At 65.2% G+C, this 24,961-nt stretch carries 19 protein-coding genes and 1 pseudogene; 7 read left to right on the top strand and 13 right to left on the bottom strand.

The features are described from left to right. Positions 1–21 precede the first annotated feature (21 nt). Both OKW40_RS19675 and OKW40_RS19670 read left to right on the top strand, forming a co-directional pair. Entirely contained in the window at positions 22–669 is a 648-nt protein-coding gene (locus OKW40_RS19675; RefSeq protein ID WP_184062202.1) for a LysE family translocator, read from the top strand. A gap of 255 nt (positions 670–924) precedes the next feature. Then, positions 925–1,713 carry a sulfite exporter TauE/SafE family protein gene (locus tag OKW40_RS19670; RefSeq protein ID WP_429491084.1) on the top strand — a complete coding sequence of 263 codons (789 nt, stop codon included), beginning with the start codon at positions 925–927 and terminating at the stop codon, positions 1,711–1,713. Positions 1,714–1,754: 41 nt separating this feature from the next. Here OKW40_RS19670 and OKW40_RS19665 read toward each other — a convergent pair whose 3' ends face one another. Together OKW40_RS19665 and OKW40_RS19660 are read right to left on the bottom strand one after the other, a co-directional pair. Continuing rightward, complete coding sequence (locus tag OKW40_RS19665) at positions 1,755–2,003, bottom strand: hypothetical protein (RefSeq protein WP_184055491.1); 249 nt, start codon at positions 2,001–2,003, stop codon at positions 1,755–1,757. A gap of 348 nt (positions 2,004–2,351) precedes the next feature. After that, complete coding sequence (locus OKW40_RS19660; protein WP_184055489.1) at positions 2,352–2,696, bottom strand: BON domain-containing protein; 345 nt, start codon at positions 2,694–2,696, stop codon at positions 2,352–2,354. A 564-nt stretch (positions 2,697–3,260) separates the two neighbouring features. Between OKW40_RS19660 and OKW40_RS19655 the strand changes: the two genes are divergently transcribed. From OKW40_RS19655 to OKW40_RS19645, 3 genes and pseudogenes are all read left to right on the top strand, one after another. Further along, entirely contained in the window at positions 3,261–4,664 is a 1,404-nt protein-coding gene (locus OKW40_RS19655) for a TAXI family TRAP transporter solute-binding subunit (RefSeq protein WP_429491082.1), read from the top strand. 160 nt (positions 4,665–4,824) lie between these two features. Next, positions 4,825–5,481, top strand: a complete 657-nt coding sequence (locus OKW40_RS19650) for a 2-hydroxychromene-2-carboxylate isomerase (RefSeq protein ID WP_187617873.1) — start codon at positions 4,825–4,827, stop codon at positions 5,479–5,481. A 200-nt stretch (positions 5,482–5,681) separates the two neighbouring features. Then, positions 5,682–6,633: pseudogene (locus OKW40_RS19645) on the top strand (LysR substrate-binding domain-containing protein). On the opposite strand, the gene xdhC reads toward OKW40_RS19645, so the two are convergent. From xdhC to xdhA, 3 genes are read right to left on the bottom strand one after another with little or no spacing between them, the layout of a single operon-like run. Further along, entirely contained in the window at positions 6,630–7,220 is a 591-nt protein-coding gene (gene xdhC / locus OKW40_RS19640; protein WP_429491080.1) for a xanthine dehydrogenase accessory protein XdhC, read from the bottom strand. The pseudogene OKW40_RS19645 and the gene xdhC overlap by 4 nt on opposite strands. Before the next feature lie 31 nt (positions 7,221–7,251). Then, positions 7,252–9,621, bottom strand: a complete 2,370-nt coding sequence (gene xdhB, locus OKW40_RS19635; RefSeq protein WP_429491078.1) for a xanthine dehydrogenase molybdopterin binding subunit — start codon at positions 9,619–9,621, stop codon at positions 7,252–7,254. A 34-nt stretch (positions 9,622–9,655) separates the two neighbouring features. Continuing rightward, positions 9,656–11,173 carry a xanthine dehydrogenase small subunit gene (gene xdhA, locus OKW40_RS19630; protein WP_429491076.1) on the bottom strand — a complete coding sequence of 506 codons (1,518 nt, stop codon included), beginning with the start codon at positions 11,171–11,173 and terminating at the stop codon, positions 9,656–9,658. Positions 11,174–11,401: 228 nt separating this feature from the next. Between xdhA and OKW40_RS19625 the strand changes: the two genes are divergently transcribed. Then, positions 11,402–12,613 carry an MFS transporter gene (locus OKW40_RS19625; RefSeq protein WP_184055477.1) on the top strand — a complete coding sequence of 404 codons (1,212 nt, stop codon included), beginning with the start codon at positions 11,402–11,404 and terminating at the stop codon, positions 12,611–12,613. A gap of 141 nt (positions 12,614–12,754) precedes the next feature. Here the strand turns inward: OKW40_RS19625 and OKW40_RS19620 are convergent, their stop codons facing one another. The 6 genes from OKW40_RS19620 to OKW40_RS19595 all read right to left on the bottom strand — a co-directional run bounded on the left by OKW40_RS19620 (position 12,755) and on the right by OKW40_RS19595 (position 21,615). After that, the gene (locus OKW40_RS19620; RefSeq protein WP_429294564.1) at positions 12,755–14,044 is read right to left on the bottom strand and encodes an oligosaccharide flippase family protein; all 1,290 of its coding nucleotides are present in this window, start codon (positions 14,042–14,044) and stop codon (positions 12,755–12,757) included. A gap of 31 nt (positions 14,045–14,075) precedes the next feature. After that, positions 14,076–15,812 carry a hypothetical protein gene (locus OKW40_RS19615; protein ID WP_429491075.1) on the bottom strand — a complete coding sequence of 579 codons (1,737 nt, stop codon included), beginning with the start codon at positions 15,810–15,812 and terminating at the stop codon, positions 14,076–14,078. A gap of 58 nt (positions 15,813–15,870) precedes the next feature. Beyond that, complete coding sequence (locus OKW40_RS19610) at positions 15,871–16,785, bottom strand: glycosyltransferase family 2 protein (protein ID WP_090803220.1); 915 nt, start codon at positions 16,783–16,785, stop codon at positions 15,871–15,873. 157 nt (positions 16,786–16,942) lie between these two features. After that, on the bottom strand, positions 16,943–18,148 hold the full coding sequence (locus OKW40_RS19605) for a hypothetical protein (RefSeq protein ID WP_184062219.1): 1,206 nt from the start codon (positions 18,146–18,148) through the stop codon (positions 16,943–16,945). A gap of 4 nt (positions 18,149–18,152) precedes the next feature. Beyond that, entirely contained in the window at positions 18,153–19,253 is a 1,101-nt protein-coding gene (locus OKW40_RS19600; RefSeq protein ID WP_429491072.1) for a glycosyltransferase, read from the bottom strand. 142 nt (positions 19,254–19,395) lie between these two features. Next, positions 19,396–21,615: a GNVR domain-containing protein gene (locus tag OKW40_RS19595; RefSeq protein ID WP_429407307.1), complete on the bottom strand. Its 2,220-nt coding sequence runs from the start codon at positions 21,613–21,615 to the stop codon at positions 19,396–19,398. Between the two features lie 220 nt (positions 21,616–21,835). Here OKW40_RS19595 and OKW40_RS19590 point away from each other — a divergent pair, with 220 nt between their 5' ends. Continuing rightward, a complete protein-coding gene (locus tag OKW40_RS19590; RefSeq protein WP_090803213.1) occupies positions 21,836–22,219 on the top strand; it encodes a hypothetical protein in 384 nt (127 codons plus the stop codon). A 463-nt stretch (positions 22,220–22,682) separates the two neighbouring features. On the opposite strand, the gene OKW40_RS19585 is transcribed toward OKW40_RS19590, so the two are convergent. Together OKW40_RS19585 and OKW40_RS19580 are read right to left on the bottom strand one after the other, a co-directional pair. After that, entirely contained in the window at positions 22,683–23,927 is a 1,245-nt protein-coding gene (locus OKW40_RS19585) for a glycosyltransferase (protein ID WP_184062222.1), read from the bottom strand. 92 nt (positions 23,928–24,019) lie between these two features. Beyond that, complete coding sequence (locus OKW40_RS19580) at positions 24,020–24,904, bottom strand: polysaccharide deacetylase family protein (RefSeq protein WP_184062424.1); 885 nt, start codon at positions 24,902–24,904, stop codon at positions 24,020–24,022. Between the last annotated feature and the right edge of the window lie 57 nt (positions 24,905–24,961).

Genomic DNA, 24,961 nt, shown 5'->3' with positions numbered 1-24,961 from the left:
ACAACGCTCGAGAACCTGCCCATGTCCACCACCAGTCTGTTTTTCACGGCCGCCGGCGTCGGCCTCGCGATCGCCGCGCCGGTCGGCCCGATGGGCATGCTGTGCATCCGCCGAACGCTGAGCGGCGGTCCGCGCGCGGGACTCGCGATCGGCTTCGGCATCGCCAGCGGCGACGCGGCCTACGGGCTGATCGCGGCGCTCGGCCTCGTCGGCATTTCTCAGTTCATGCTCGCGTACGACCGCCCGCTGCATCTGCTCGCGGGCCTGTTCCTGCTGTATCTCGGCGTGCGCGCGCTGCTGCAGAAGCCGCCCGCTGAAACCGCCGACGGCAATGGCAACGGCAACGGCAAGCTCGCGCAGATCGGCCGCGCCGGCGCGCTGCGTGCGTACGCGAGCGCGCTGCTGTTGACGCTGACCAATCCGCAGACCGTCATCATGTTCGCGGCGCTATTCACGACGCTCGCGCCACGCGGCGCGTTCTCGCCGGCCATCGCGCTGACGACGGTCGGCGGTGTGTTCGCCGGCTCGATCGCGTGGTGGTGCTGTCTGGTGACCATGGTGTCGCTCGCGCGTCATGCGATCGGCAGCAGGCTACGCGTCGCGATCGATCGCGTGGTCGGCTTCACGCTCGCGGCGTTCGGCGTCGTCGAAATCCGCCGCGCGCTCTGAGCGGCACCTCACACGCCATGCGGCACATCAGCGCCGCACACGCCGAACGCAGCCCGCTGCCAGCGGCGACGCGCTCCCCCTGAACAAGTGCCGCACGCTGGCGCGGCAGTTTTGCGACAATAGCGCCTTTCGCCGCTGAGGCGCCGGCCGACGCGGCCGTGCAGCGCACCGCACGCCGCCGCACCCACCCGCCCCGGCGCCTACGCCGGTCTTGCCGCCCAACCCTTCACCCGCGCTGCGTCAGCTTTCCGTTCAATGGCTCTACCCCACATCGATCTGCTGTACTCCGTCTCCGGCCTGTTCGTCGGCTTTCTGGTCGGGCTGACGGGCGTCGGCGGCGGCTCGCTGATGACGCCGATCCTCGTCCTGCTGTTCAAGGTGCACCCTGCCACCGCGGTCGGCACCGACCTGCTGTACGCGGCCGCCACCAAGGCGACCGGCACGCTGGTGCACGGACTGAAGGGCTCGGTCGACTGGCAGGTCACGCTGCGCCTCGCGGCCGGCAGCGTGCCCGCGGCGACCGTCACGCTGATCCTGCTGCATCGCTATGGAATGGATACGCCTGGCGCGGGCCGGCTGATCCAGGTCGTGCTCGGCGCGGCGCTGCTGATTACCGCGATCGCGCTGGTGTTCCGTCCGCAGCTCGCGGCGCTCGGCGCGCGCAAGCAACGCGCGCCGAGCCAGGCACGCACGCTCGCGCTGACCATGCTGACCGGCGCGATCCTCGGCGTGCTGGTGTCGTTGACGTCGGTGGGCGCGGGTGCGATTGGCGTGACGGTGTTGATGCTGCTGTATCCGATGCTGCCGACGACGCGCATCGTCGGCTCCGACATCGCGCACGCGGTGCCGCTGACCTTGCTCGCGGGCGCCGGACATTGGCTGCTCGGCTCGATCGACTGGTCGATGCTGCTGTCGCTGCTGGTGGGATCGCTGCCCGGCATCGCGATCGGCAGCTATCTGGCCTCGCGCGCGCCGGACGCGCTGCTGCGCAATCTGCTCGCCGCGACGCTGACGCTGGTCGGCGTGCGGCTGGTGTTGTCGTGAGGCGCTGAAGACGCGTCAAGCGCGCACGCCGTAGCCCGTGTCTATTTGAAAAACCGGCAGGTCAGATCCGCCTCGAACTGCCTGACCCACTGACCGTGGCGGTCGTAATACGACTGTGACCAGCTGCCGCGCCGCACGGTGACGACCCGCTCGTGCGCCGGCTCACCGGGTGCCACGCTCGCGCTGATGTCGAAATGCGCGGGCGCGAAACCGTGTCGCGCGCACACCAGTTCGAATGCCGCGCGATCGCCGATCGGCAGATCGATATAGCGAAACAGCGTGGTTTCCATGACCTTGGCTCCCCCTTCCGTCTTGGTCACAGTACGCCTCGCGATGCGTCGGTAATGTGTCGCAGCGCACGAATCCGCGACGGCCGCGCCTCCATCAGGACCTGTGCGTGCGGCAAGCCGCATTGCTGCGGTCCCGCAAACCTCGCGAGTGCCACGCCATAAAACCGGCGGCGAAAAAAAAGCTCCGGCGATCATGCCAGAGCCTCCAGGTTGATAGATAGACCTCGCGACGCGATGCAAGCGCGGCGTCAAACCGTCTACGCGACGCCGGTGACGGCGCCCATGCACCAAGCCGCTGCGCACCACCGCGCGACGCGGGCCTTGCGGCGCCGCGCGCACGCGTACCGCTTACTGCTGCACCACTTTGAGCTTGTTCGACACTGACATTACGCCGTCGACACCCTTGGCGGCTTCGCCGGCCGCATCGATCTGTCCCTGGGTCGGCACCGAGCCAGTCAGCGTCACTGCGCCGCCGCGCGCGCGCACGGCGATGTGCGACACGTCGAGACCCTGGGTCTTCGTCAGCGCGTGGCGCACCTTACGGCCAAGTTCGTGATTCGCTGCCTTGCCGGCCTTGACGGCGGCTGCCGCCGACGCCGTATCGGTTGCCGGAGCGTTTTGGGCGTAGACGTTGCACGCCACCACCATCGCCACCACCGGACCCAGTGCTTTCAGAAAACCGACCGTCTTCATAGCTCTCTTCTCCTTGGCTTCACATTGGACCGCATGAACAAGCGGCATTGTTACGACTACGGGCGGCCGTCATCGCGCGAACGCGCGCGTGAGCGTCGGCCATCAACGGCTGTGACACGATGTGCAAGAGGCGAAAGAGGCTGATTACCGGTAACCGGCAAACCGCGACGTCCGCCGACGCACCCGGTTCTTGTCCGTCTTGCCGGGGTCGCGCCGCAAACGTTGGATCGCGGTAGCGATGCACAATTTAATCTAGCCGGCACAGAAGCGCAAAGGATTTAGCGCGCGGCGTGGCGCGCCGACAGCGGGTGCGTCATGCGTGCCGGAGAGAAGCAGACACGCTCCGTGGTCGCGCAAGAATTTGCACCGGCATCATGCCAGCGCTCATGCCGGCGTTCACCGCGGTGCTCACCATTTGTTACGCGTTTGTCGGCGTGACGGGCGGCTACGCGTTTCGCGGCCGCGCCAATCTCAGGTACCATCGGCGCGACGCGTGCTGGCGCGCGCCGCCCAAGCCGCCTTCGCGCATTCGAGCCCGATCGACCGCCGCTTTCAGATGATCCGATGAAGCCTGACACCGGCCGCACCCGCCCTACCCATCTCGTCGCCCGTTTTGTCGCGATCTCGTGGCGCGACCTGGCGGTCTCGTTCGGCCCGCTCGTGCTGCTCGTGATCGTCGCAATCTGGGCCGCCGTGCGGCTGATCCAACCCGCCCCGCCGAATACGCTGACGATTAGCGCCGGTCCCGTCGGCAGCACCTTCTGGATCGCCGCACAAAAGTACAAGACGATCCTTGCGCGCAATCGCATTACGCTGAACGTGCTGGCCTCGCAGGGCTCGCAGGAAAATCTGAAGCGGCTGTTGGACCCGAACGCGGACGTCGACGTCGGCTTCGTGCAGAGCGGCATCGCGCCCGCCGGGCTCGACAAGGACAAAAGCCTGATGTCGCTCGGCAGCGTCGCTTACGTGCCGCTCGCGATCTTCTACCGCGGCGCCCCCGTCGACTGGCTGTCCGGGTTCAAGGGCGAACGCCTCGCGATCGGCCCCGAGGGCAGCGGCACGCGCGAACTCGCGCTCGCGCTGCTGAAGGCCAACGGCATCGTGCCGGGCGGTCCGACCCAATTGCTGCCGCTAACGGGCGACGCCGCCGCCGACGCGCTGATCGACGGCACGATCGACGCGACCTTCCTCGCGGGCGACTCGGCGCAGCCGGCCGTGATGGGCAAGCTCTACCGCACGCAGAACGTGCGCTTCTACGATTTTTCGCAGGCCGACGCGTACACGCGCCGCTTTCCGTACCTGACGCAGCTGAAGGTGCCGATGGGCGCCTTCGACCTCGGCAAGAACCTGCCGGCGAACTCGATCAGCATCGTCGCGCCGACCGCCGAGCTGATCGCGCGCGATTCGCTGCATCCGGCGCTGTCCGATCTGCTGATCGAAGCCGCGCGCGAGGTGCATGGCGGCGCGACGACGATGCAGCGCGCCGGCGAATTCCCCGCCCCGCTCGCGCACGACTTCCCGCTTTCCGACGACGCCGCGCGCTACTACAAGTCGGGCAAGAGCTTCCTGTACCGAACGCTGCCGTTCTGGATCGCGAGTCTCGCGGACCGCCTGCTGGTGATCATCGTGCCGCTGATCGTGCTGCTGGTGCCGGCGCTGCGCATCGTGCCCGGGTTGTACGCGTGGCGCGTCAAATCGCGCATCTATCGCTGGTACGGCTCTCTGATCGCGATCGAGCGCAGCGCGCTCAGCGAACATGCGTCGGCCGAACGCGCGTCGCTGATCGAGCGGCTCGACACGATCGAAGACTCGGTCAACGGCATGAAGATGCCGCTCGCGTACGCGGACCAGTTCTACGTGCTGCGCGAGCACATCGGCTTCGTGCGGCGGCGGCTCACGGAAAGCCGCGACACGCGGGGCGGGCTGGACGAGGCCGACGAGCAGGCGGCCGATAAAGTCAAAGGCTGAGCGCCCCTGACGGCACCGCCGGAACCTACGTCCACCGGCCGCCACCAGGGAATATCGACCGGTGCAAGCCGGGACCGCACCGCGTAAGATCGCTACAATTTTGATTAGGTAACGGACGCACCGTCCGCGTCGTCCGACACAGGCAATCCGGGAGACATTTATGACCGTTGGCATCGACGCCCAACAGCGGCAGTGGTTTTACGATTTCGTCTCGCCGTTCACCTACCTGTTGCTCGAGCAATACGACAAATGGCCCGGCTTCGACTTCGCGTTCACGCCGGTCGTGCTGAACGATCTGTATCGCCACTGGGGCCAGCGCTCCGCGTACAGCGTGCCCGCCAAGCGCACCTTCATGTACCGGCACGCGCTGTTTCGCGCGGAGCAGCTCGGTATCCCGTACAAAATGCCGCCCGCCCATCCGTTCGATTCGATGAAGCCGCTGCTGCTCGCGACCGCCGCGAACGGCGACGTGCAATTCGTGCGCGAGATTTTCCGCTTCATCTGGCGCGAGGGGCGCGATCCGTCGAGCGACGAAGCGTTCGCCGAGTTGTGCGAGCGCGTCGGCAAGCCGGACGGCCCGGAACTGATCCAGGACGAAGCCGTGCAGGCGCAATTGCAGCGCAATACCGCCGATGCGGTCGAACTCGGCGTCTATGGCGTGCCGACGTTTCGTCTGAACGATCAGCTGTTCTGGGGCGAGGACGCGCTGCCGATGGTGCTGTACTGCGCGCGCACGCCGAACTGGCTCGAATCGCGAGAGGTGAAGCGGATCAGTTCGCTGCCATGGGGGCTGCCGGACAAACCAACACCGGCATAACGCGGCGGCCGCAGCGGGCCGCGCCCTGGTTGCGGCTTCGGCCCGAACGAATCGACGCCGACAGGCGTCGCGCTGATGCCGGCCATACCGTGCCCGCTATGCCGCCGAAGCGCAAACGCGCCTAAGGTTAAGCTTTCGCACCCCACGCGCGCGCCGCGCGGCGAGCTCATCGGCAGCGCCCGCGCCACCACGCTTCGATCATGGACGACACCGCCGCCTCACTCGATATCTGGCTCGTGCGCGTGCTGCGCACGCTGCTCGTCGAGCGCAGCGTCACGCAGACCGCGTTGCGGCTGAACCAGACCCAGCCCGCGATCAGCACCGCGCTGCGCAAGCTGCGCGACACGCTCGGCGATCCGATTCTGGTGCGCGGCAAGTCGGGCATGGTGCCGACCGAATACGGCGAGTCGCTGCTCGCGGCCGCGCAGCGCGTGCTTCGCGATGTCGATTTCGTCGCGACGCCGCATGGCGATTTCGACCCGGGCCGCTCGCGCCGCACTTTTCGCGTCGCCGCGCCCGACTATCTGAACGACTTCTTCATGCCGACCGTGATCGCGCGGTTTCGCGAAGCGGCGCCGCATGCGCGGCTCGAAATCGAATCGCTGGGGCCGCTGCTCGATCATTCGGCCGCGCTCGACGCCGGCGAACTCGATCTGGTGATCGGCAACTGGCCGAAGCCCGATCCGCGCTTCGAGCGCAGCGACCTGTTCGCCGATACCGTCGTGTGCATGATGCGCGCGGACCATCCGCTGACTCACGAGCCGCTCACCCGCGAAGCCTATCTGGCCGCGCCGCATCTCGCGCCGACACCCTACAGCGGCGCGCGCGGCGGCGCGATCGATACCGGCTTCGCGCGGGCGAAGGCGAGCCGGCGCATCGTCGCGACGCTGCCCTACTTCGGCCTCGTCGCGCAGACGCTACTGCAATCGGATCTGATCTTCACGACGACGCGGCGCTTCGCGATGCACTACGCGAGCATGTTGCCGCTCGCGGTCGTCGACGTGCCGATCGCGTTTCCGCGCATCCCGCTGCTATCAGTTGTGGCATCCGCAGCCGGATCGGCCGAGCGATATCGGCTGGCTGAGGACGTTGATGTCCGAGGTGTCGGGTGAGCTGGTCGCGCGCAAGCCCCCGTTGCGCCGTATGGCCTAAACCGTGATCTGCTCCGTTGCGCGGACGTGGCTCGCGGCCTGCCCCAACGCATGAACCGTCGCGGCCTGCCGTGTCCTCAGTCGCAGCAGTTGCGCGCACACCGCAATCGCGATCGCGGCGGGCGCCTTGTCGATGATCCCTTCGACGCCGATCGGGCAGGTCATCTCCGCGAGCCGCTCCAACTCCACGCCTCGTTCGAGCAGTCGCCGCTCGAACTTCACGCGCTTCGTGTTCGAGCCGATCATGCCGAAGTAGCTGAAATCACGCCGTCGCATGATGCGCGAGGCCAGCGAAAAATCGAGCGCATGGTTGTGCGTCATCACCAGAAACCACGCGCCGGGCGGCGCCGCGTCGACGATCGCCTCGGGCGTGTCGGTCGCTTCGACCTGCACGTTGGGCGGCGTTTCGTCGGGGAACAGCTCGTCGCGTTCGTCGACCCACTGGACCACGCACGGCAGGCTGCCAAGCAGATGCGCGAGCGCATGGCCGACGTGTCCCGCGCCGAACAGCACGATGTGCATCGGCGCCGGCCGCGGTGCAAGCTCGGGTCCGCTCCCGCCCGGAGAACAATTCAGGCGTGCTTGCATATTGCGCTCCCAACTCGTTTGCCAGTCGCCATCACGCCTGCCGCGCGGCCGCTGTCGCGGCCCGCACCGCGCCGACCGCCTTCAGGATTTCCTCGCTGGTCGCGGGCGCATTGAGCGGCGGATTGACCTGATGGCCGCCGACCGCCGACACCGCGTCGCGCACCGCGAAGAACACCGAGAACGGCAGCAGCAGCGGCGGCTCGCCGGTCGCCTTCGAACGATGGATGCTGTCTTCCGCGTTGCGGTTCCTGAACAGCCTGACATTAAAAACCGGCGGCACGTCGTTGACGGTCGGGATCTTGTACGTCGAGGGCGCGTGCGTCATCAGCTTGCCGCCCGCGTCCCACCACAGCTCCTCGGTGGTGAGCCAGCCCATGCCCTGAATGAACGCGCCTTCCACCTGGCCGATGTCGAGCGCCGGATTTAGCGAGGCGCCGACGTCGTGCAGCGCATCGGCGCGCAGCACGCGCATTTCGCCGGTCAGCGTGTCGATCACGACTTCCGATACCGCCGCGCCGTACGAGTAGTAGTAGAACGGCCGTCCTTGCAGCTTCGACTGATCCCAGTAGAGCTTCGGTGTCGCGTAGAAGCCGTCGGACCACAACTGGATGCGCGCGAGATAAGCCTTCGCAACCACTTCCTCGAACCGCACGGCGACCTCGCCGACCATCACCCGATCATGCGCGAAGCGCACGTCCCGCGGATTCACGCTGCCCGCGCCGAAGCGCTCGGCCGCGAACGCGGCGAGCCGCTCGCGCAACTGGCGCGCGGCGTCCTGCGCGGCTTTGCCGTTCAGGTCGGACCCGGTCGACGCGGCCGTCGCAGACGTATTGGCGACTTTGCTGGTATCGGTCGCGGTCACCCGAATCCGGTTGAAACCGACGCCGAGTTCATGCGCGACGACCTGCGCGACCTTCGTGTTCAGCCCCTGGCCCATTTCGGTGCCGCCGTGGTTCACGAGCACCGAGCCGTCGGTGTAGATATGCACGAGCGCGCCGGCCTGGTTGAAGTGCGTGACGTTGAACGCGATGCCGAACTTGACCGGCGTGAGTGCCAGGCCCTTCTTCAGGATCTCGTTGTTCGCGTTGAATGCGTCGATCTCCTTGCGGCGCGCGCGATAGTCGCTGGTCGCTTCGAGCTCGTCGATCAGCTCGTGAATCACGTTGTCTTCGACCACCTGGCCGTACGGCGTCTGGTTGCGCTCGGTCTTGCCGTAGAGATTGCGGCGGCGCACGTCGAGCGCATCGATGCCGCACGAGCGCGCGACGTTGTCGAGGATGTACTCGATCGCGAACGCGCCCTGCGGGCCGCCGAAGCCGCGAAACGCCGTGTTCGACTGCGTGTTGGTCTTGCCGCAGAAGCCGTCGATCGAGACGTCCGACAGCCAGTACGCGTTGTCGAAGTGGCACAGCGCGCGCGTCATCACCGGGCCCGACAGGTCGGCGGAAAAGCCGCAGCGCGAGGTCATGTCGACCGCGACGCCTTCGATCACGCCCTCTGCGTCGTAGCCGACTTCGTAGGTGTAGTGGAAATCGTGACGCTTGCCGGTCACCATCATGTCGTCGTCGCGGTCCGGGCGCAGCTTGACCGGGCACAGCAGCTTCCACGCGGCGAGCGCAGCGCAGCACGCGAACAGCGCCGACTGCGATTCCTTGCCGCCGAAACCGCCACCCATGCGCCGGCATTCGATCAATACGTTATGCGATGCAACGCCCAATGTGTGCGCGACGAGGTGCTGCATTTCGGTCGGATGCTGGGTCGAGCAGTAGACGTGCATGCCGTCGTCGTCCTTCGGCACCGCGTACGAGATCTGCCCTTCCAGATAGAACTGCTCCTGGCCGCCGAGCCACATCTCACCGGCCTCGCGATGCGCGGCACACGCCATCTTCGTGCCAGCGTCGCCGCGCGCGAGCTTCATCGGCGGCAGCACGAACTGGTTCGCGGCGCGCGCCTGCTGCGCGCTCAGCACCGCCGGCAGTTCCTCGTAGACCACCTCGGCGCGCCGTGCGCCGAGCCGCGCCGCCTCGTGCGACGTCGCGACCACGATCAGCATCGGCTGGCCGACGTATTGCACGACGCCGTCGGCGAGGATCGGATCGTCGCCATGAACGATCGGGCCGACGTCGTTGACGCCGGGGATGTCGTCGGCGGTGAAGACCGCGACGACGCCGGGCGTCGCGCGCACCTTGTCGAGCGCGATCGAGACGATCTTCGCGTGCGCCTTCGACGACAGCCCCAGCGCCGCGTGCAGCGTGCCGGCCAGCTCGGGAATGTCGTCGGTGTAGGTCGCGCGGCCGCTTACGTGCAGATGAGCGGACTCGTGCGGACGCGACACGTGCACCTGGGTGAAGTCGTCGAGTTCCTGGACCTCTTTCAGGAACGGTTCGGCTTGCTGGTTCATGGTTGTGTTCTCCGTATCCTTGAACGCGCGGGGCTCAGGCGCTCGCGCCGGCCGGCGCGACCGCGCGCACGTCGAGCGCGCTCTTCGGCAGCGGCTGATGCGCGCGCGTTTCGAGCCAGAAACGGTACAGCGTGTTCTTCGCCGACTCGAGGCGGTAGTCGCTGCTCGCGCGCATGTCGGTGAGCGGCGCGTAGTCAGTGCCCAGCGCGAGCATCGCGGCCTGCGCGGTCGCCTCGTGCCATTCGGCGTCGCGCAGCACGGCTTCGGCCTGGAGCGCGCGCTTCGGCGTCGCGGCCATGCCGCCGAACGCGATGCGCGGCTCGCGGATCGCGTCGCCGTCGGCGATGAACGAGAACGCCGCGCAGACAGCCGAGATGTCCGAATCGAAGCGCTTCGACAGCTTGTAGGTACGAAAGCGCAGGTTCGCGCGCGCACCGCCGCGCGCGGGCACCTTCAGGCCGACGACGAACTCGTGCCCGGCCATGTCCTTCTGCTGATACGCGAGGTACAGGTCTTCGAGCGGCATCTCGCGCTCGATGTCGCCGCCCCGCACGATCACGCGCGCGCCGAGCGCGATCAGCCCCGGCATCGAATCGCCGATCGGCGAGCCGTTCGCGATGTTGCCGCCGAGCGTGCCGGCGTTGCGGATCGGCAGCGACGCGAAGCGCTGCCACATTTCGGTCAGCTCCGGGTACTGCTTCGCGATCTCGGCATACGCTTTTTCGACGCTGACGCCGGCGCCGATCTCGATCCAGTCGTCATTGGTTTCGAGCTTTTGCAGCTCGGCGATCTGTCCGACGTAGACGAGGTCGCCGAGCTCGCGCATCTGCTTGGTGACCCACAGGCCGATGTCGGTGCTGCCCGCGAGCAGGCGCGCGGCCGGTTCCTGCTGTTTGATCCGCGCGAGCGCCGCGACCGTGCGCGGCGCGGCGAAGCGCTGGCCCGCGTGCTCGTACTGAAACGTGTCGCGGCGTTCGAGCGTCGCGAGCGTGTCGGCGAGCGCCTTTACGTCGACTGGCGCTTGCGGCGCGGGCGCGTCGAACATGCGCTCGGCCGCGTCGACGATCGGCCGGTAGCCGGTGCAGCGGCACAGGTTGCCGGTCAGCGCATTGCCGATCGCCTCGCGCGACGGCACCGTGCGGTTCGCGCAGCCATGCTCGTGGCCGTGCTTCTCGTAGAGCGCCCACATCGACATGATGAAGCCCGGCGTGCAGAAGCCGCACTGCGAGCCGTGGCAGTCCACCATCGCCTGCTGCACCGGATGCAGCGAGCCGTCCGGCTGGCGCAGGTCTTCGACCGTGAAGAGCGCGCGGCCGTCGAGGGTCGGCACGAACTGGATGCAGGCGTTGACCGCCTTGAACTCGACGCCGCCCGCCGGATTGCGCTCGCCGATCACGACCGTGCAGGCGCCGCAGTCGCCTTCGGCGCAGCCCTCCTTAGTGCCGGTGCAATGCGCGTCCTCGCGCAGATACTGCAGCACCGTGCGGGTGACGGGCGCGTCCTCGATTTCGCGGATCGCGTTGCGGTGATAGAAACGAATCGGCTCGGTCATGTCTCGGTGCTCTCGTCTGTTCCGTGTTTGCGCGGACACGCCGCGTCGATGGTTTGAAAGCTATCACCGTCAATAAACGCAACCCATAGCTCGAATCGCATGGGGGACATATTCCTCGCGCGATATGACCCGCCATTGATTCGTCCCATTTTTTAAGCAAACCCTGCAAGGGAATCGGTTCCATGGGAGAATCACGCCTTCCCGCCGAATTCAAGTCTGGTTTTCCCGATGTCCACCGACTCCGCGTCCGCCCGCAGCGAATTTGCGACGACCCTGCAGATCATTCCGGTCGTCTTTTTCACCTTTCTTTGCTACCTCGCGATCGGTATTCCGCTCGCGGTGCTGCCCGGTTACGTGCACGGCGACCTCGGCTACAGCGCGGTGCTGGCCGGCGCGGCGATCAGCGTGCAGTACCTCGCGACGCTCGCGTCGCGGCCGCTCGCGGGCCGCTCGGCCGATACGCTCGGGCCGAAGCGCACGGTGTCGATCGGTCTGCTCGGCTGCGGCGCGAGCGGTGTGCTGCTGTTGCTCGCCGCGCTGACCGGTCGCTGGCCGGGGCTGAGCCTCGCACTGCTCGTGTGCAGCCGGCTCGTGCTCGGTTTCGGCGAGAGCCTGTGCGGCACCGGCGCGATCCTGTGGGGAATCGGCCGGGTCGGCACCTCCAACAACGCCCGCGTGATTTCGTGGAACGGCATCGCGACCTACGGGGCACTCGCGATCGGCGCACCGCTCGGCGTGATGATCTCGCGCTCGATCGGCTTTACCGCGCTCGGCATTCTGGTGATCGCGCTCGCGGGGCTCGGCTATTACCTCGCGCGTCTGATCGCGCCGGTGCCGGTCGTGCACGGCGAGCGGATGTCGTATCGCAGCGTGTTGACGCGCGTGCTGCCGCACGGTATGGGTCTCGCGCTCGGCTCGGCCGGCTTCGGTTCGATCGCGACCTTCATCACGCTGTTCTATGCGGCGAAGCACTGGCCGAATGCGGCGCTGTCGCTGACGCTGTTCGGCACGCTGTTCATCGGCGCGCGCCTGCTGTTCGCGAACACGATCAAGACCTACGGCGGCTTTCGTGTGGCAATCGCGTCGTTCTCGTTCGAATGCGCGGGTCTGTTGATGCTGTGGCTCGCGCCCGAGCCGCATATCGCGCTCGCGGGCGCCGCGCTGACCGGCTTTGGCTTCGCGCTGGTGTTTCCGGCGCTCGGCGTCGAGGCGGTCGGGCTCGTGCCGCCGGCGAGCCGCGGCGCAGCGCTGTCCGCGTACTCGGTGTTTCTCGATCTGTCGCTCGGCATTACCGGGCCGCTGGCGGGGTATATCGCCGGCGAGTTCGGTTACGGCTCGGTGTTCCTGTTTGCCGCGATCGCGGCTGCCGCGGCGGTCGTGCTGTCGACGGTGCTGTATCTGCGCAACGCGAAAGTAACCAGTCTGTCCACCGCGCAGTAAGCACTCGCAGTAAGCACTCGCAGTAAGCACTCGCAGTGAACGCGCGCAACGAACGCGCGGCGCTGACGCAACAAGGCCGCGACGCGCAAAGTCTTCACGACGCGCGCCGCGGCCATTCGATCCCGCTGTCCATCCTCGCGGCTAATCTCTCTCCGCCGCCATCTCCTGCTTGATCGTCGTCTGCGCGCGCACCGCGATCTGGCCGTGATTGATTCGGCTCGACACGTTGTACACGCCGATCAGCATGAACAGCTCGGTCGCGGCCACCGAGCACGCGGTGCCGACACCGCCCCAGAAGTAGATGCTGATCGGTGCCTGCACCAGATGGAACAGCGCGCCGTAGATATAGATCCGCTTCAGCAACGACTGATTGCCCGACGCGATGATCGTCAGCATCACCTGGGTCGTCGTCATGCCGACGATCGCCGGCACGAACACGAGAATGCGCAAAATGCGGAACGTCTCGCCGAACGCCTCGCCGAGAAAACGTCCGACGAACCATTCGCCGAGCACCGTAAAGCCGACCAGAATCAGCACCGCCGACGCCGCGAACGCGACCATGAAGCCGCGGTTGACCTTGTGGATATAGGCGATGTCGTTGCGCTCGTAAGCGACGCAGATCTTCGGAAAGAACGCCTGGATGGCCGGCGCCGTGCACGCGCGTAGCGCGTTGGTGAGTCGCTCGGCCGCCACGTAATAGCCGACCGCGCCCGGGCCGCTGATCATGCGCAGCATGATCACGTTCGCGTACATGTACACGGACGTCAGCGCCGAACCGAGAAAGATGTGATACGCCTCTTTCGCCTCGGCCATCACGTCGGCCCAACTGACCCGCACAGTCAGCAGGATCTCGCGCTTCCAGATCAGCGCGCCCATCAGGATCACGCCGCACACGAAGGTCGGCGCATATTGCAAAGCGGCCGCGAGCATCACGTCGTCGCGAGTCCTCACGAACAGGAACAGCGGAATCAGCAGACCCACGCGCGTCGCGAGCAGCGTGCCCGCGAGCACCGGCAGGCGCTGCGTGCCTTCGTAGAAGCAGCCGGGCGTCAGCACGCCGCCCCAGATCACGAGCGAGCCCAGCAGCGTCGCACCGCGCTCCTGCGGCGACATGTGCGCGGCGAAGGCCCAGCCGACCAGCACCAGCGAGCACAGCAACGCGAGAATCGCGCGGCCGATCGTGGTCGACCAGTAGATGCGGTTCACGACCTCCGGGTTATCGATGTGCACCGCCACCTTGCGCGCGCTCGACAGGCCGAAGCCGAAGTCGACGATGACGAGAAGAATCTGCGAAATCGATTGCGCGTAACCGATCACGCCCAACCCGGCCGGCCCAAGTATGTGCGACAGATACGGCAACGTAACGAGCGGCAGCACGTAGTTCAGTGCGTACACCGAATACAGCGCGATGATGACGTTTCTCGTCGACACAATCGTCCTGTTTGCAGTAGGCGGTTAAAACTCAGGTCGAAAAAACAGAATACGACACGAAAGCAGGTTCACTTAGTGCGATATCGATCTTGTTGTAGCGATCGTCTTCGCCATTTGCGTTCAACACCGCGCTCTTCACCGCATTGCCGATCAGATTGCTTACCACGGTCTTGTAGTTGGCATCGGTTGCGTCGGTTGCGAACAGGATTTCGGCGAGTAGAGCATGGCCGCGTGTGGCCGCGCGCAACACCACGCGGCCCGAGGTCGAGCGCAGCACGTTGATCGCGATGCGCGTCGTCTCCTGCGACACGGTCTGGTTTCCGCAATGCAGCGCCGCCGCGACGCCGCCGCGTTCGTAGCCGACGCCGAGATTCAGCGCATGCACGAGGCTCGCGTCCTTGCCGCCCGCGATCGCGCCGCCGCCCGGATACGCCTTGGCGTAACCGACGATCGTGTCACCCGCGCGATCGCCGAAATTGCCCTGAATCGTGATGCCGTCGAGCGGTGTGCTGCCCGGCGCGGTCGAACTGCCGTACACGAACTGCGGGCCGTCGCAGCCGGCGTTCTCGTCGTCCTGGCCGGGACGGTAGCGATTGCCGACGATCGTCGCCGCCTGCTGGTAATCGATCTGGATGTGGCAACTCTGACCGGGCGGCACATCGAGGTACGACGGATGGCCGCGCGTCGAGAATTTCCAGCGGCCGATCTTGCCGTCGCCGCCGCAACCATTGCGCGAGAAGTAATTGCCGTTCACCACCTTGCCCCAGTTGCCGCTCTTCATATAGACGCCGGCAAAGCCATTGCGATCGAACACCGCGCCGACGATCAGCGACTCCGCGCCGAGAATCACGCCGTGTCGCGCGTTCCATTCCCAGCGTCCACCGATCACCTGCCAGAAGTTGTCGACGATATCGGCGCCGGCCGTATGGCAGAACATGCCGATGCAATTGATCAGCGAGCCGTCGGTGTGCTCGGTCGCGTAGAAGCCGCGCTCGCACATGTACGCATAGCAGCGCTCGAGCGTCGAGGTGACGCCGAGTTCGTAGCCCGCGCGCGAAAAACCGATCGCCGTGCAACGACTAGCCCCGGCCGACGTACCGAAGTGGATGCCGATCGCCGTGTTGCCGGTGTGCGCCGGGTAGTTGGCGAGGTAGTAGATGACCTTGTCGTAATGCGCGGGCCGCACCTGCACATGCTCGACGAACGCCGAGTCGCCCAGCGTCAGCGCCGCCGACCTCGGGCCGCCCGAGTCCTGTCTCTCCAGCACGGTCGCCCCCATCGCGATGTCGGTGATCACCACGTATTCGCCGCCGCCGTCGCCGCGCAGTCTCGAGCCGTTCGCGGTGGTCAGGTCGCCGGTGTAACGCCAGATGCCGCGCGGTAGATACAACCCGCGCGCACCGCTCGCGAACGCTTCCCTGAGTTCAGCGCCGCAGTCGTAACCGGACGCGCCGCGCTGGATCGCCGCCAGCCGGTGCGGATCGACGAAGCGCGCGACGCTGACCTCGAGTCCCGCGACGATATCGCTGAGCGTCTTCAGATAGCTCGGTGCAACCGGTTCCGATGCGGCACGCTCGGGCACGGACGCGGCGACGCGCAGGATGCCGCCGGCGCCGTCGCCCGCGCCGTTGCCCATACTCGCGAACGCGCCGCGCTCGCGCAGCGCGTGCCCCGTCGCGCGCGCGATGCCCAAATCGGCTGTGCTTGCACTGGCCCCGGCCAGGCCGCCGAGCAGGAACGTCTTGAGCGCCTGTCGCCGGGTTTTCATCTAGCCTTCCCCCATTGCGTTACTCCGTTCCTTTTTCACGTCGAGACATCGACAGGCATCAGTCCACCGTGATGCTTTGCCCCTGCTCGGCGGCCGCCGGACGCGCGCTCACGGTCATGGGGACCGGCACCGCACGCGCCTTCGCGCTGCGACTCAGGCCCTGCACGCCTGGCGGTCTGAACAGCGGCACACGATACTTGCGGCTGAAACGCCACAAGCTGTTCATATGCCGGCGCCCCGCCTTGCTCAGGAAGCCCGCCGCCGACGCACGCTGATGCTCGTGCGTGAGTCGCGCACCCGGCACGCACAGCACGCGGTAGCCCGCCTGCCAGATGCGCGCGCAAAAATCGACGTCCTCCATATAGAGAAAGAAGTGCTCGTCCATGCCGCCGAGTTCGCCGAATAGCGCGCGCCGCACGATAAAGCCCGTGCCCAGCACCCAGTCGGCCTCGAACGGCGTGCCCGCGGCCCACGCTTCGCGCATCATGTGGTTGTCGATGCGGCGCTTGAACGCGCCGAGCCGCCCGAGCGGCGAACGCCGGCCGAGTATGTCGAGCACCGAATAAAAGCGCCGCGCGGAAAACTGCCGCTCGCCATCCGGATAGACCAGATCGAGACCGACGAGGCCGACATCCTTCTCCGTTCTGAACAACTGCACCGCGTTTTCGAGCGATGTATCGACGAAATAGGTGTCCGGGTTCAGCACGAGCACGAGTTCGCGCAGACAACCGACCATGCCGAAATTGACGCCGGCTCCGAAGCCGCGATTGATCGACGTTTTGACGAGCCTCACTCCCGTCGGAAGCGTCTCCCTCAGATAGGAAAACGAATTGTCGGGCGAAGCGTTGTCCACCACGACGATGTCCTCCTTATCCGCAATCGAAAGTTCTAGCACGGAGCGCACGCAATTTCCGACCAGTTTTGGCGTGTTGTAATTGACGATCACCACGCTAAACATTCCCTTCAGGTTCATCCCCACCTCCTGCTTTACATCAGGTGTTCGTGGAATTACCCCCAAACACGGCTTTCTGGTTCTTGCACCTTGCTTCGCGCTGTTCGCGCGCACTACCGACTACCCACTGCTCGTCCGCGCGATGCAGACGATCTGGAGCGCACTGCCTTCTGGTTCGCTACGTGCTGTCTGGACGCGGTCCGCCCACGTAATCGAACACTGGCAATGTCATCAGGATGAAGACAAACGGAATCACTTCGATCGATTGATAGAAGAGCGTTTGAAATAGAGCGGCCCACATGCACAACGAAATCCGGCTCGCGCTGCTCGCGAGTTTCGTCACCGATATCAGCACGCCGTAATAGAAGATCGCGCCCATCAGGCCGATATTCAGAATCTGCTGCAGCACGCTCGATTCGACGACGCCGAACTCCTGTTTCACCGGCTCGGGTGCCGAGTTCGTGACGAGCCCAAAGTACGTGCCGGCGATCACGTTGACCGGCAATACGAGCGACTTGGCCTTTTCCCATGCTTCGGTGCGCCCGTCGTTGCCGTCCGATTGCAGATCGGTCGCGCCTATGATCCGTTCGGTGCCGACGTTGACGACACTATCGTTCTGACTGCTCACCGCAACGCCGAAGATCATGATTGCCATCGTCGCGAACACGGTGGCAACGATCAGTTTCGCGTTTCTCGTGATGAACTGGATCGGCGCCTGCACGAACGCGAGCCCGAACGTGCCGAGAATGATCAGCATGCCGCTACGCGACAGCGCCGAGAAAATCGCGAAGCTGAGCACCGCGCACGCGAGGCCCGACAGCACGTTCTTGCGCACCAGATAGTCGACGCCGCACAGCGACGCGGCAATCGCGACGAACAGCGGGTAGTGCAGATAGCTGCCGGTCAGCGACGGCGCGCGCAGATTGTCGAAGCCGTACGTCGCGCCGGGCAGATCGATCGGGAAGACGTTCTGCTGCTGCGCGAGCGCGACACCCGCCTCGATCAGCGCGATCAGCACGAGCCCCGCATAGGCGACCCGCGGCTGCACGAAGCGCCTCTGATAGTTCGAGATCGCGTAGAAGTAGATGAACAGCGTGAAGATGAAGACGAACAGATAGGACGGCCCGAACTCACCGGTGAGCGCGAGCGTCGCGACGATCGACAGCCCGGTCGAGAACAGCATGCCCACGAGGAAGCCGAACGACAGGCGTCCTTCGTCGCGGAAGTAAGCGGCGATCGCCGTCGGCGAGATGTACCACACGAGCAGCCCGACGATGCCGCCGACCTGGATCAGATAGGCGGCGTCCTTGCCGATCAGATACTCGAGCACGCCGCGCGAGGCACACAGCACGACGGCCAGCAGATAGGCGATGGTTGCGATCATGGCGTCAGGCCTGATACGCCACGGAGGCGTTGACGTTGACCGGATCACCGCGGTAGATGCGCTCGATCACGTCCTGGAACTCATCGATTTCGCAGACGTTGAGCAAGGTGCCGTCGTGCTCGACGCCTTCCGCGCCGAGCGGCGTCGAGACGACCGGCAGTTTCGCCGCGAGCATTTCGAGCGTCTTGAGCTTGACGCCGGCGCCCGACAGCAGCGGCACCACGCCGATATCGGCGGACTCGAAGTACTTGCCCGGATTTTCGACGAAGCCGGTCACGCAAATATCGTCGCTATTCAGGCGCTTTACGCGGTCGCTCGGATCGGAGCCGACCACGAACAGCTTCAGTTGCAGGCCGCGCCGGCGCAGCGGCAGAAAAATCGTGTCGATGAAATTGAGCAGCGCCTCTTCGTTTTCACGGCGTTGCATCGCCCCCCAGAACAGGATGTTGCCTTTCTCGACCGTGTCTTTCGAGCGCCGCACTTCCTTCAGAAACGCCGGCAGTGAGATCGGCACGACCTGCAACGTGCCGACCCCGGGGTACAGGCCGTTGATCAGCTGCGCGTCCTTGCTGGACAGCACGAGCACCTTGTCGGCCAGCTTCAGCAGACGCTGCTCGAGCATGAAGGTCTGCCGCGTGAACAGCCATCCTTCGATGGACTTGACGCGCAAGATGACCTGGATCTGCAAGTCATGCGCGCACATCACGATCTTCACGCCGTCGTGGAAACGCTCGCGCAGATTCTGGGCATACGCAAAGCATTGCGAGAACTCGAGCCGCACGGTGTCGTATCGGTTCCTGTCGACCAGCTCGCAGAGGAACTTGCCGATCGCGGGCTTATAGCGCGAGAACAGGCGCGGTGAAAAAGTCAGCGGATTCGCGAGGAACGACGGAATCAGGTCGAACCGGCTCACGTACTGGATGTACACGTTGCGCACGTTCGCGCGGAACTCGATGGCTTTTTCGTCGACCGGCACGCGCGACACGATCAGCACGTCGAGCTCCGACTCCGCGCTCAGTTTGATCAGGTAGTCGTAGGCCAAACGGTGGCCAGCTTGCGGCGCGTTTTTCTGAGGCAGAAAAGGCGTGACAAATAGCTGTTTCATCCGGGTAGTCCCTTGCCTGTACGGTATGCGCTCGGCAGGCGCGGCCGTAAGATCCCTTCGCATTGCCATGTTGGTGTTCTGATCGGTCCAGTCGGGCGCTACGCCCCGCACCGCGGGCGCGTCGCGAACCAGGCGCCCGGGCTTATCTGTCGTACGGTTTGTAGATGTAGGCTGCGTAGCGATAGCGTCCGTAGCCGTAGCTGTAGCGTCCCGGCCGCATCCGCAGTCCGTTCATGATCACGCCGCGCACCGGCAGGCCGACCTTCTGCATCTGGCGGACCGACTCACGCAGCTCGCCGATGCCCGTGACACCCTGACGCGCGACGAAGAACGTCGTACCTGCCACGCAGGCGAGCCGGACCGCATCCGCGGCGAGCAGCACCGGCGGTCCGTCGAGCAGCACGACGTCGTAGCCGGTCGCGACCTGGCGCAGCACCGCTTCGAGCCGTGTGTTCGACAGCACGTCGCTCGGGCTCGCCACCTGGCGGCCGCTCGCGATGAAGTCGACACCCTGGAAACGGGTCGCGCGAATCAGCTCTTCGGGACGGTACGCGCCCTGGATCAGATCGGTGAGGCCAGGACCGCGATCGCCGCCGAGATGCCGATGCAGGAAGCCGCGACGCAGGTCGCCGTCGATCAGCAGGACGCGCTTGCCGGTCGCACCGATTACCGCGGCGAGATTCAGCGACACGAACGACTTGCCGATGCCCGGCGTCGGGCCCGTGATCAGCACGATATGGTTGCGCGCCTTGGTCATCGTGAATTCGAGCGCGGTGCGAAAGCCACGCAGACTTTCGATGGCCGGATCGATCACCGCTTCGCCCGCAAGCACGAGCGCCTTCGATTCCGGACGGCGACGGCTGTGCGCGAACCGCTCTTCCTGACGGCTGAACGGCACGCTCGCGTAGACCGGCAAACCGGTGCGCAGCTCGACTTCGTACGGATCGTCGATCGCGTCGAACAGACGCTGACGCACGAGCGCGATCACCGAGCCGACGAACACGCCCAGCATCAGCGCGCCGATGATGATCAGCAGCGGCTTGGGCCGCACCGGCGTATCGGGCGCGACGGCGCCATCGACGATGCGCACGTTGCCGGACTTACCCGCCTTGATCAGCTTCAGCTGTTCGAGCGTATTGCGCAGCGACGTATCGAGCTCGGTGCCGACCTGCACGTCGCGCTGCAGGCGCAGCACGTTCTGTTCGAGCGGCGGCAGCGATTGCGTCCGGCTCGCGAGATCTTTCGCTTCCTGTTGCGCCGCATGCAACTGCGCGTTGACCGACTGCACGGCCGGATGCTGGTCGGTGAAGCGCGTCAGCAGTTCATTGCGCTTCTGTTGAAGTTCCGCGAGCCGCGTCTGCGCCTGAACCGACAGCTGCAGCAGGTTGGTCGCTTCCTCGCCGAGATCGACGGTGCCATGCTTCGCGCGGAAGTCGTTGAAGCGCGTTTCCGAAGCGGAAAGCTGCTGGCGCATTTCCGGAAGCTGTATTTCGAGGAAACGGATCGAACGCTCCGCTTCCTCGGATTTGCGCTTCAGGTTCTGGCTCACGTATTCGCCAGCGATGGTCGCGAGAATCGCGCTGATCTTCTTCGGATCGCTGCCTTCGAGCGACACGCCGAGGATGTCCGATTCCTTGCCTTTTTCCGAGATCGTCAGTTCCTTGCGCAGCTTTTCGGTCGTCGTCAGCGCGGACTGGCGCCGCACTTCGAAGGTCGCGCCGGGATTCGCCTCGATCCGGTCGACGACGAGCGTGAGCGGCCCGTAGTTGGTCGTCGCGCTCAGCGGTTGGCCGACCGTGCCTTCGAGCTTCAGCTTGCCGTATTGCAGCTCGTAGCTCGATCCCTCGCCCATCTTCAGCACGAACGGACGGTCGAATAGCTCTTCGGGGACGTCGAATTTCGATACCGTGATGCGCTCGTTGCCGTACACGTAGCCGTGCGGTCCCGGCGTCGACAGATGATCGGAGTGACGGGCGAGCCAGCGGCCGAACAGCGGGAAGTAGCGCGGCGCCGCTTCGATGTCGAGATTGAGCTTGTCGACCGCGCGGCCCACCACCATGCGCGAGCCGATCACCTGTGCCTCGCCTGACGTCGCGGTCTTCACGTCGAACATCGCGGACACGTCGCCGATCACGCTCCTGGACGAGGTACCCGCGTTCTCCTCGACCTGCACCAGAATGTCCGCGCGATACACGGGTTGGGAGAACACCGAATAAGCGATGCCGAGCGCGACCGCGATGGCCGTCGTGATCGCAATCAGCTTGCGATTGTCGTACAGCGCATCCAGATAATTCGCGAAGCCTGCCGGCGCATGTTCGCTGTTGTTGTTGCGGCTATCGAATGGTGCACTGCTTTGGTTCATGCGAGTTCTCCCAAAGTCTCTACGGATTGCCACTTGTTCCCGGCGCCGGGACCGGCACCTCGCCGCATCCAGTCACGCCTGTGTCCAGCGAGCTGACCGCCTCGATCGGACGGGGGTAGCTGATTGACGCCACATCGGCTACCTTTGTGTGTAACAGCGCCTATGCGAGGTCGGCTCTTTTCCCTAACATCGCACCACATGCTTTCTTACGGATCCCGAAATGAAAAAACTTCTTGCCGCCGTCATGCCCGTCTTGCTGAGCGCCCAGGTGGGTTACGCCCAGAGCATCGTGTCCGCCGCCTCTTCGGCTTATGCGCCGAGTTATGTCGCCAAACACTCGCAACTCGACGCGATGACGCCTCATGCGGCCAGTTCCACCACGCTCTACGGCTCCTCGTCGGATTTCGCGTACGCTAAAAAGAACCGCTATGTCGCGCCCAACGTGTACACCCAAACCAAAAACAGCCTTCCGAAGCAGAAACGTACAAGCGTTGCACAGCCTGTCCGCGGCAAGAACTCAGCGGACCCCTACGGCAGCGATTTGTGGAATTCAGACCAGACCTACGCGTCTCCCGAGACCGCCGATCCGTACAGCGTGCGCTGAGCTGTAGCGCATCACCGTCTGGACCCCCCGTATCGCCGATGTGGCCGCTTGCGGCCACATTCCTGTTTGGTTTGAACTGACTGCCGGGCCCGGTCGCGAAGATTCCCCGATTAGCCGCGTCTCGTCCGCCGTTTTTCCACGCAAACGCTCACGACATGCACATGCTTTTGTTCTGATGAGTCTGGCTTTTTCGCCGACCCATTGAGCCGGTCATCGCCAACTCCGCGCCGTCACCGCGGCTTCGTTTACTCTGTCGAGCCACGCGCTTCAGCGCTCGATAAAATGCCTTTCCTTGGCGATCATAATATTCAGAGAGCCCGTCCTTACAACGTTCGGCAGCGCACACAAAAGCCGATTGCTACAGGATTGCTTCAGACAAATCACGCGATAAAAAACACGTGTTTAAAGCGACGATAACGGCACGGATATACACGCCGTTTGCCACAATCAGCGCCGACTATTTTCAGGGCGCCGGACGCGGATTATCCGCATAGCGCGCGCGACGGCGCGACGGCGCGACGTGCGTCGAACTTTCGCCGATGTGCATGATTTCAGCCAGACGCCGCGCGTAATGCTCGGGCAGATATTCTTCGACGTCGTACTTTCTGTGCTCATCGGCCAGATGAATGGCGAGTTCGCCGAGCGCCTGTTTCAGGCTGCCCGGTTCGAACTTGAACTTGATCTTGTTGCCGACCGATTCCGCGGTCACCGCCATGCTGCCGCCATCGCGAACCAGCACCGGCAGACCGAGCATCGCCGCCTCGATCACGACAAGGGGCGCGTTCTCCGCGCCCACCGACGGCACGACCACCGCATCGGCGAACTCGCGCATGGCGGGAAACAACTGCTGCTGCGGCATCGTGCCGAACAGGATCAGCTTGCGCTGTGCGATCAGCGACGCGTAGCGCTGCTCGATCGCCGCGCGGTCCGGGCCGTCGCCGTACACGCCGATGCAATTGATGCGCTCGAAGCCCGTCGCCTCGCAGAGCGTCAGAAATTGCAGCAGGCCTTTCTCCGGCGAGATCCGTCCGACGAACGCGATGTTGAAGCGCTCCTTGTCACGCACCGTGACGATTGGCATCGCGCTCGGCACCGCCGACGGATTGTGCACGATGACCGTATTCTCGATGCCGACGCGATGCAGCGCCTGCTGCATGAACAGGCTCGGGCACAAGATCCTGTCGAACACGCGCGCGGGCTGATAGGCCGCGCGCACCGCGTGCCACCACGCCTTCGTCATCAGATCGTGCACGAGGCCCTTCGGCGTCGGCCGCAACGTGAAGACCGCGCGTGTGCGCAGCACGTCGAGCGGCAGAATGATCGGACGCTTATCCTTGTCGAAGTACTGCAGCGACGGGTTGTAGTAGACGAGGTGATAGTCGTGGCAGGTGTGATACGCGCGATAACCGAACTGACGCTCGTGCCGCGCGATCACGCTGAGAATCGAAGGCGACAGCACGTTGTGGTAGTTGTGCACCATCAGCCGATGCGGCCGGAAACGATGCAGCGCCTTTTCGAGCGCGCGCGCGGCGGTCGTGTTCCAGGAGCGCGACAGCATCGTCGAGCGCGCGGAAAACTGGCTATCGTCGAAACGCTCGACCTCGACGCCGGGCAGCGTGCCCAACAGCTCGGCCGATTGTTGATAGACCACTTCCGCGCCGCCCATGTGCGCGTAATCGTTGATCACCAGTACCCTGCAGCGCTGCATGTCCCCTCCTGTCGTATGCCCCTCGTGCCGTCTCGCGAAAAACCCGGACGGCGTTGCCCGGACGAATCGCTTCGTCCAGGCGCTCCCTCTGTTCAAAACTGCGGAAACTTGCCGCGCCAGCCTCCACCCTCGCGCAGATAGCGCAGAAACAGCGCAATGCCGCTCAATTGCGCCGCGAAGCGCAGCGTCGATGCCGCATCGTCGATGATGATCGTGCGCAGCCGGTACGGATCGGTGTGCTGATCGTTCCAGCCGATGTCGCAGGTGCGCGCGGTTTTGAAGCCGGCGGCCCGCACGAACTCCACTTCGCGTTCGCCGTAATTGCCGTTCGGATACGCGAAGTGCTCGCACGGTTGTTGCAGCAGCGCCGCGATCTCATGGCGGCTGTCGCGGATTTCGGCCTCGCTTTCAGCGTCGCTGCAATGCGTGAGGATCGGATGGAAGCGCGTATGCGCCTGGAAGTCGATGTGCTCGCGCATCGCCTGCATCGCTTCGATCGACAGGCCGGTCGGACGGTCATCGCCGTCCTGCTGGTAGCCTTGGGCCGCCAGCGCGGCGAGGCGCTCGTCGTTCGTCATCCGCTTCAGACGTTCATGGCCGACGCGCAGCGAGCCCGGATGCAGCCACCAGTGACTGCGCGGCCGTCCGACGATGCGGCTGCACAGGAAGATCGTCGGGCGCACGTTGTGCTTGACGAACACCGGCAACAGCTTCGCGTTGCCCGCGTGACCGTCGTCGAGCGTGATCGCCACGCGTGGCCGGCCGCGGCCGGGCGCGCTGACGTCGGTCAACGGCACGAACTCGCACAGCTTGCCGAGATAAGTCAGGTGACGGTCGAGCGTGTCCGGATCGGGATCGTGATAAAGCAGCACGGCCACGCGATCGCGCCACAGCACCTTGCGCGTGAACCACGCGAGACCCGAAATCAGGACGAAGCCCGCGAGCATCTCCTTCACGAGCGTCTTGTAGCGCTTCATGCGGCGCCCGCGGTAGCTGCCGGACAGGTGCGAGCGCGCAGACGCGCCCGTTGCTTG

Origin of the sequence: Paraburkholderia sp. RAU6.4a, assembly GCF_050435625.1 — a bacterium.
GTDB classification, from domain to species: domain Bacteria; phylum Pseudomonadota; class Gammaproteobacteria; order Burkholderiales; family Burkholderiaceae; genus Paraburkholderia; species Paraburkholderia tuberum.
The sequence above is the reverse complement of the archived record's forward strand: the minus strand, read 5'-3'. Positions and strand labels throughout refer to the sequence as shown.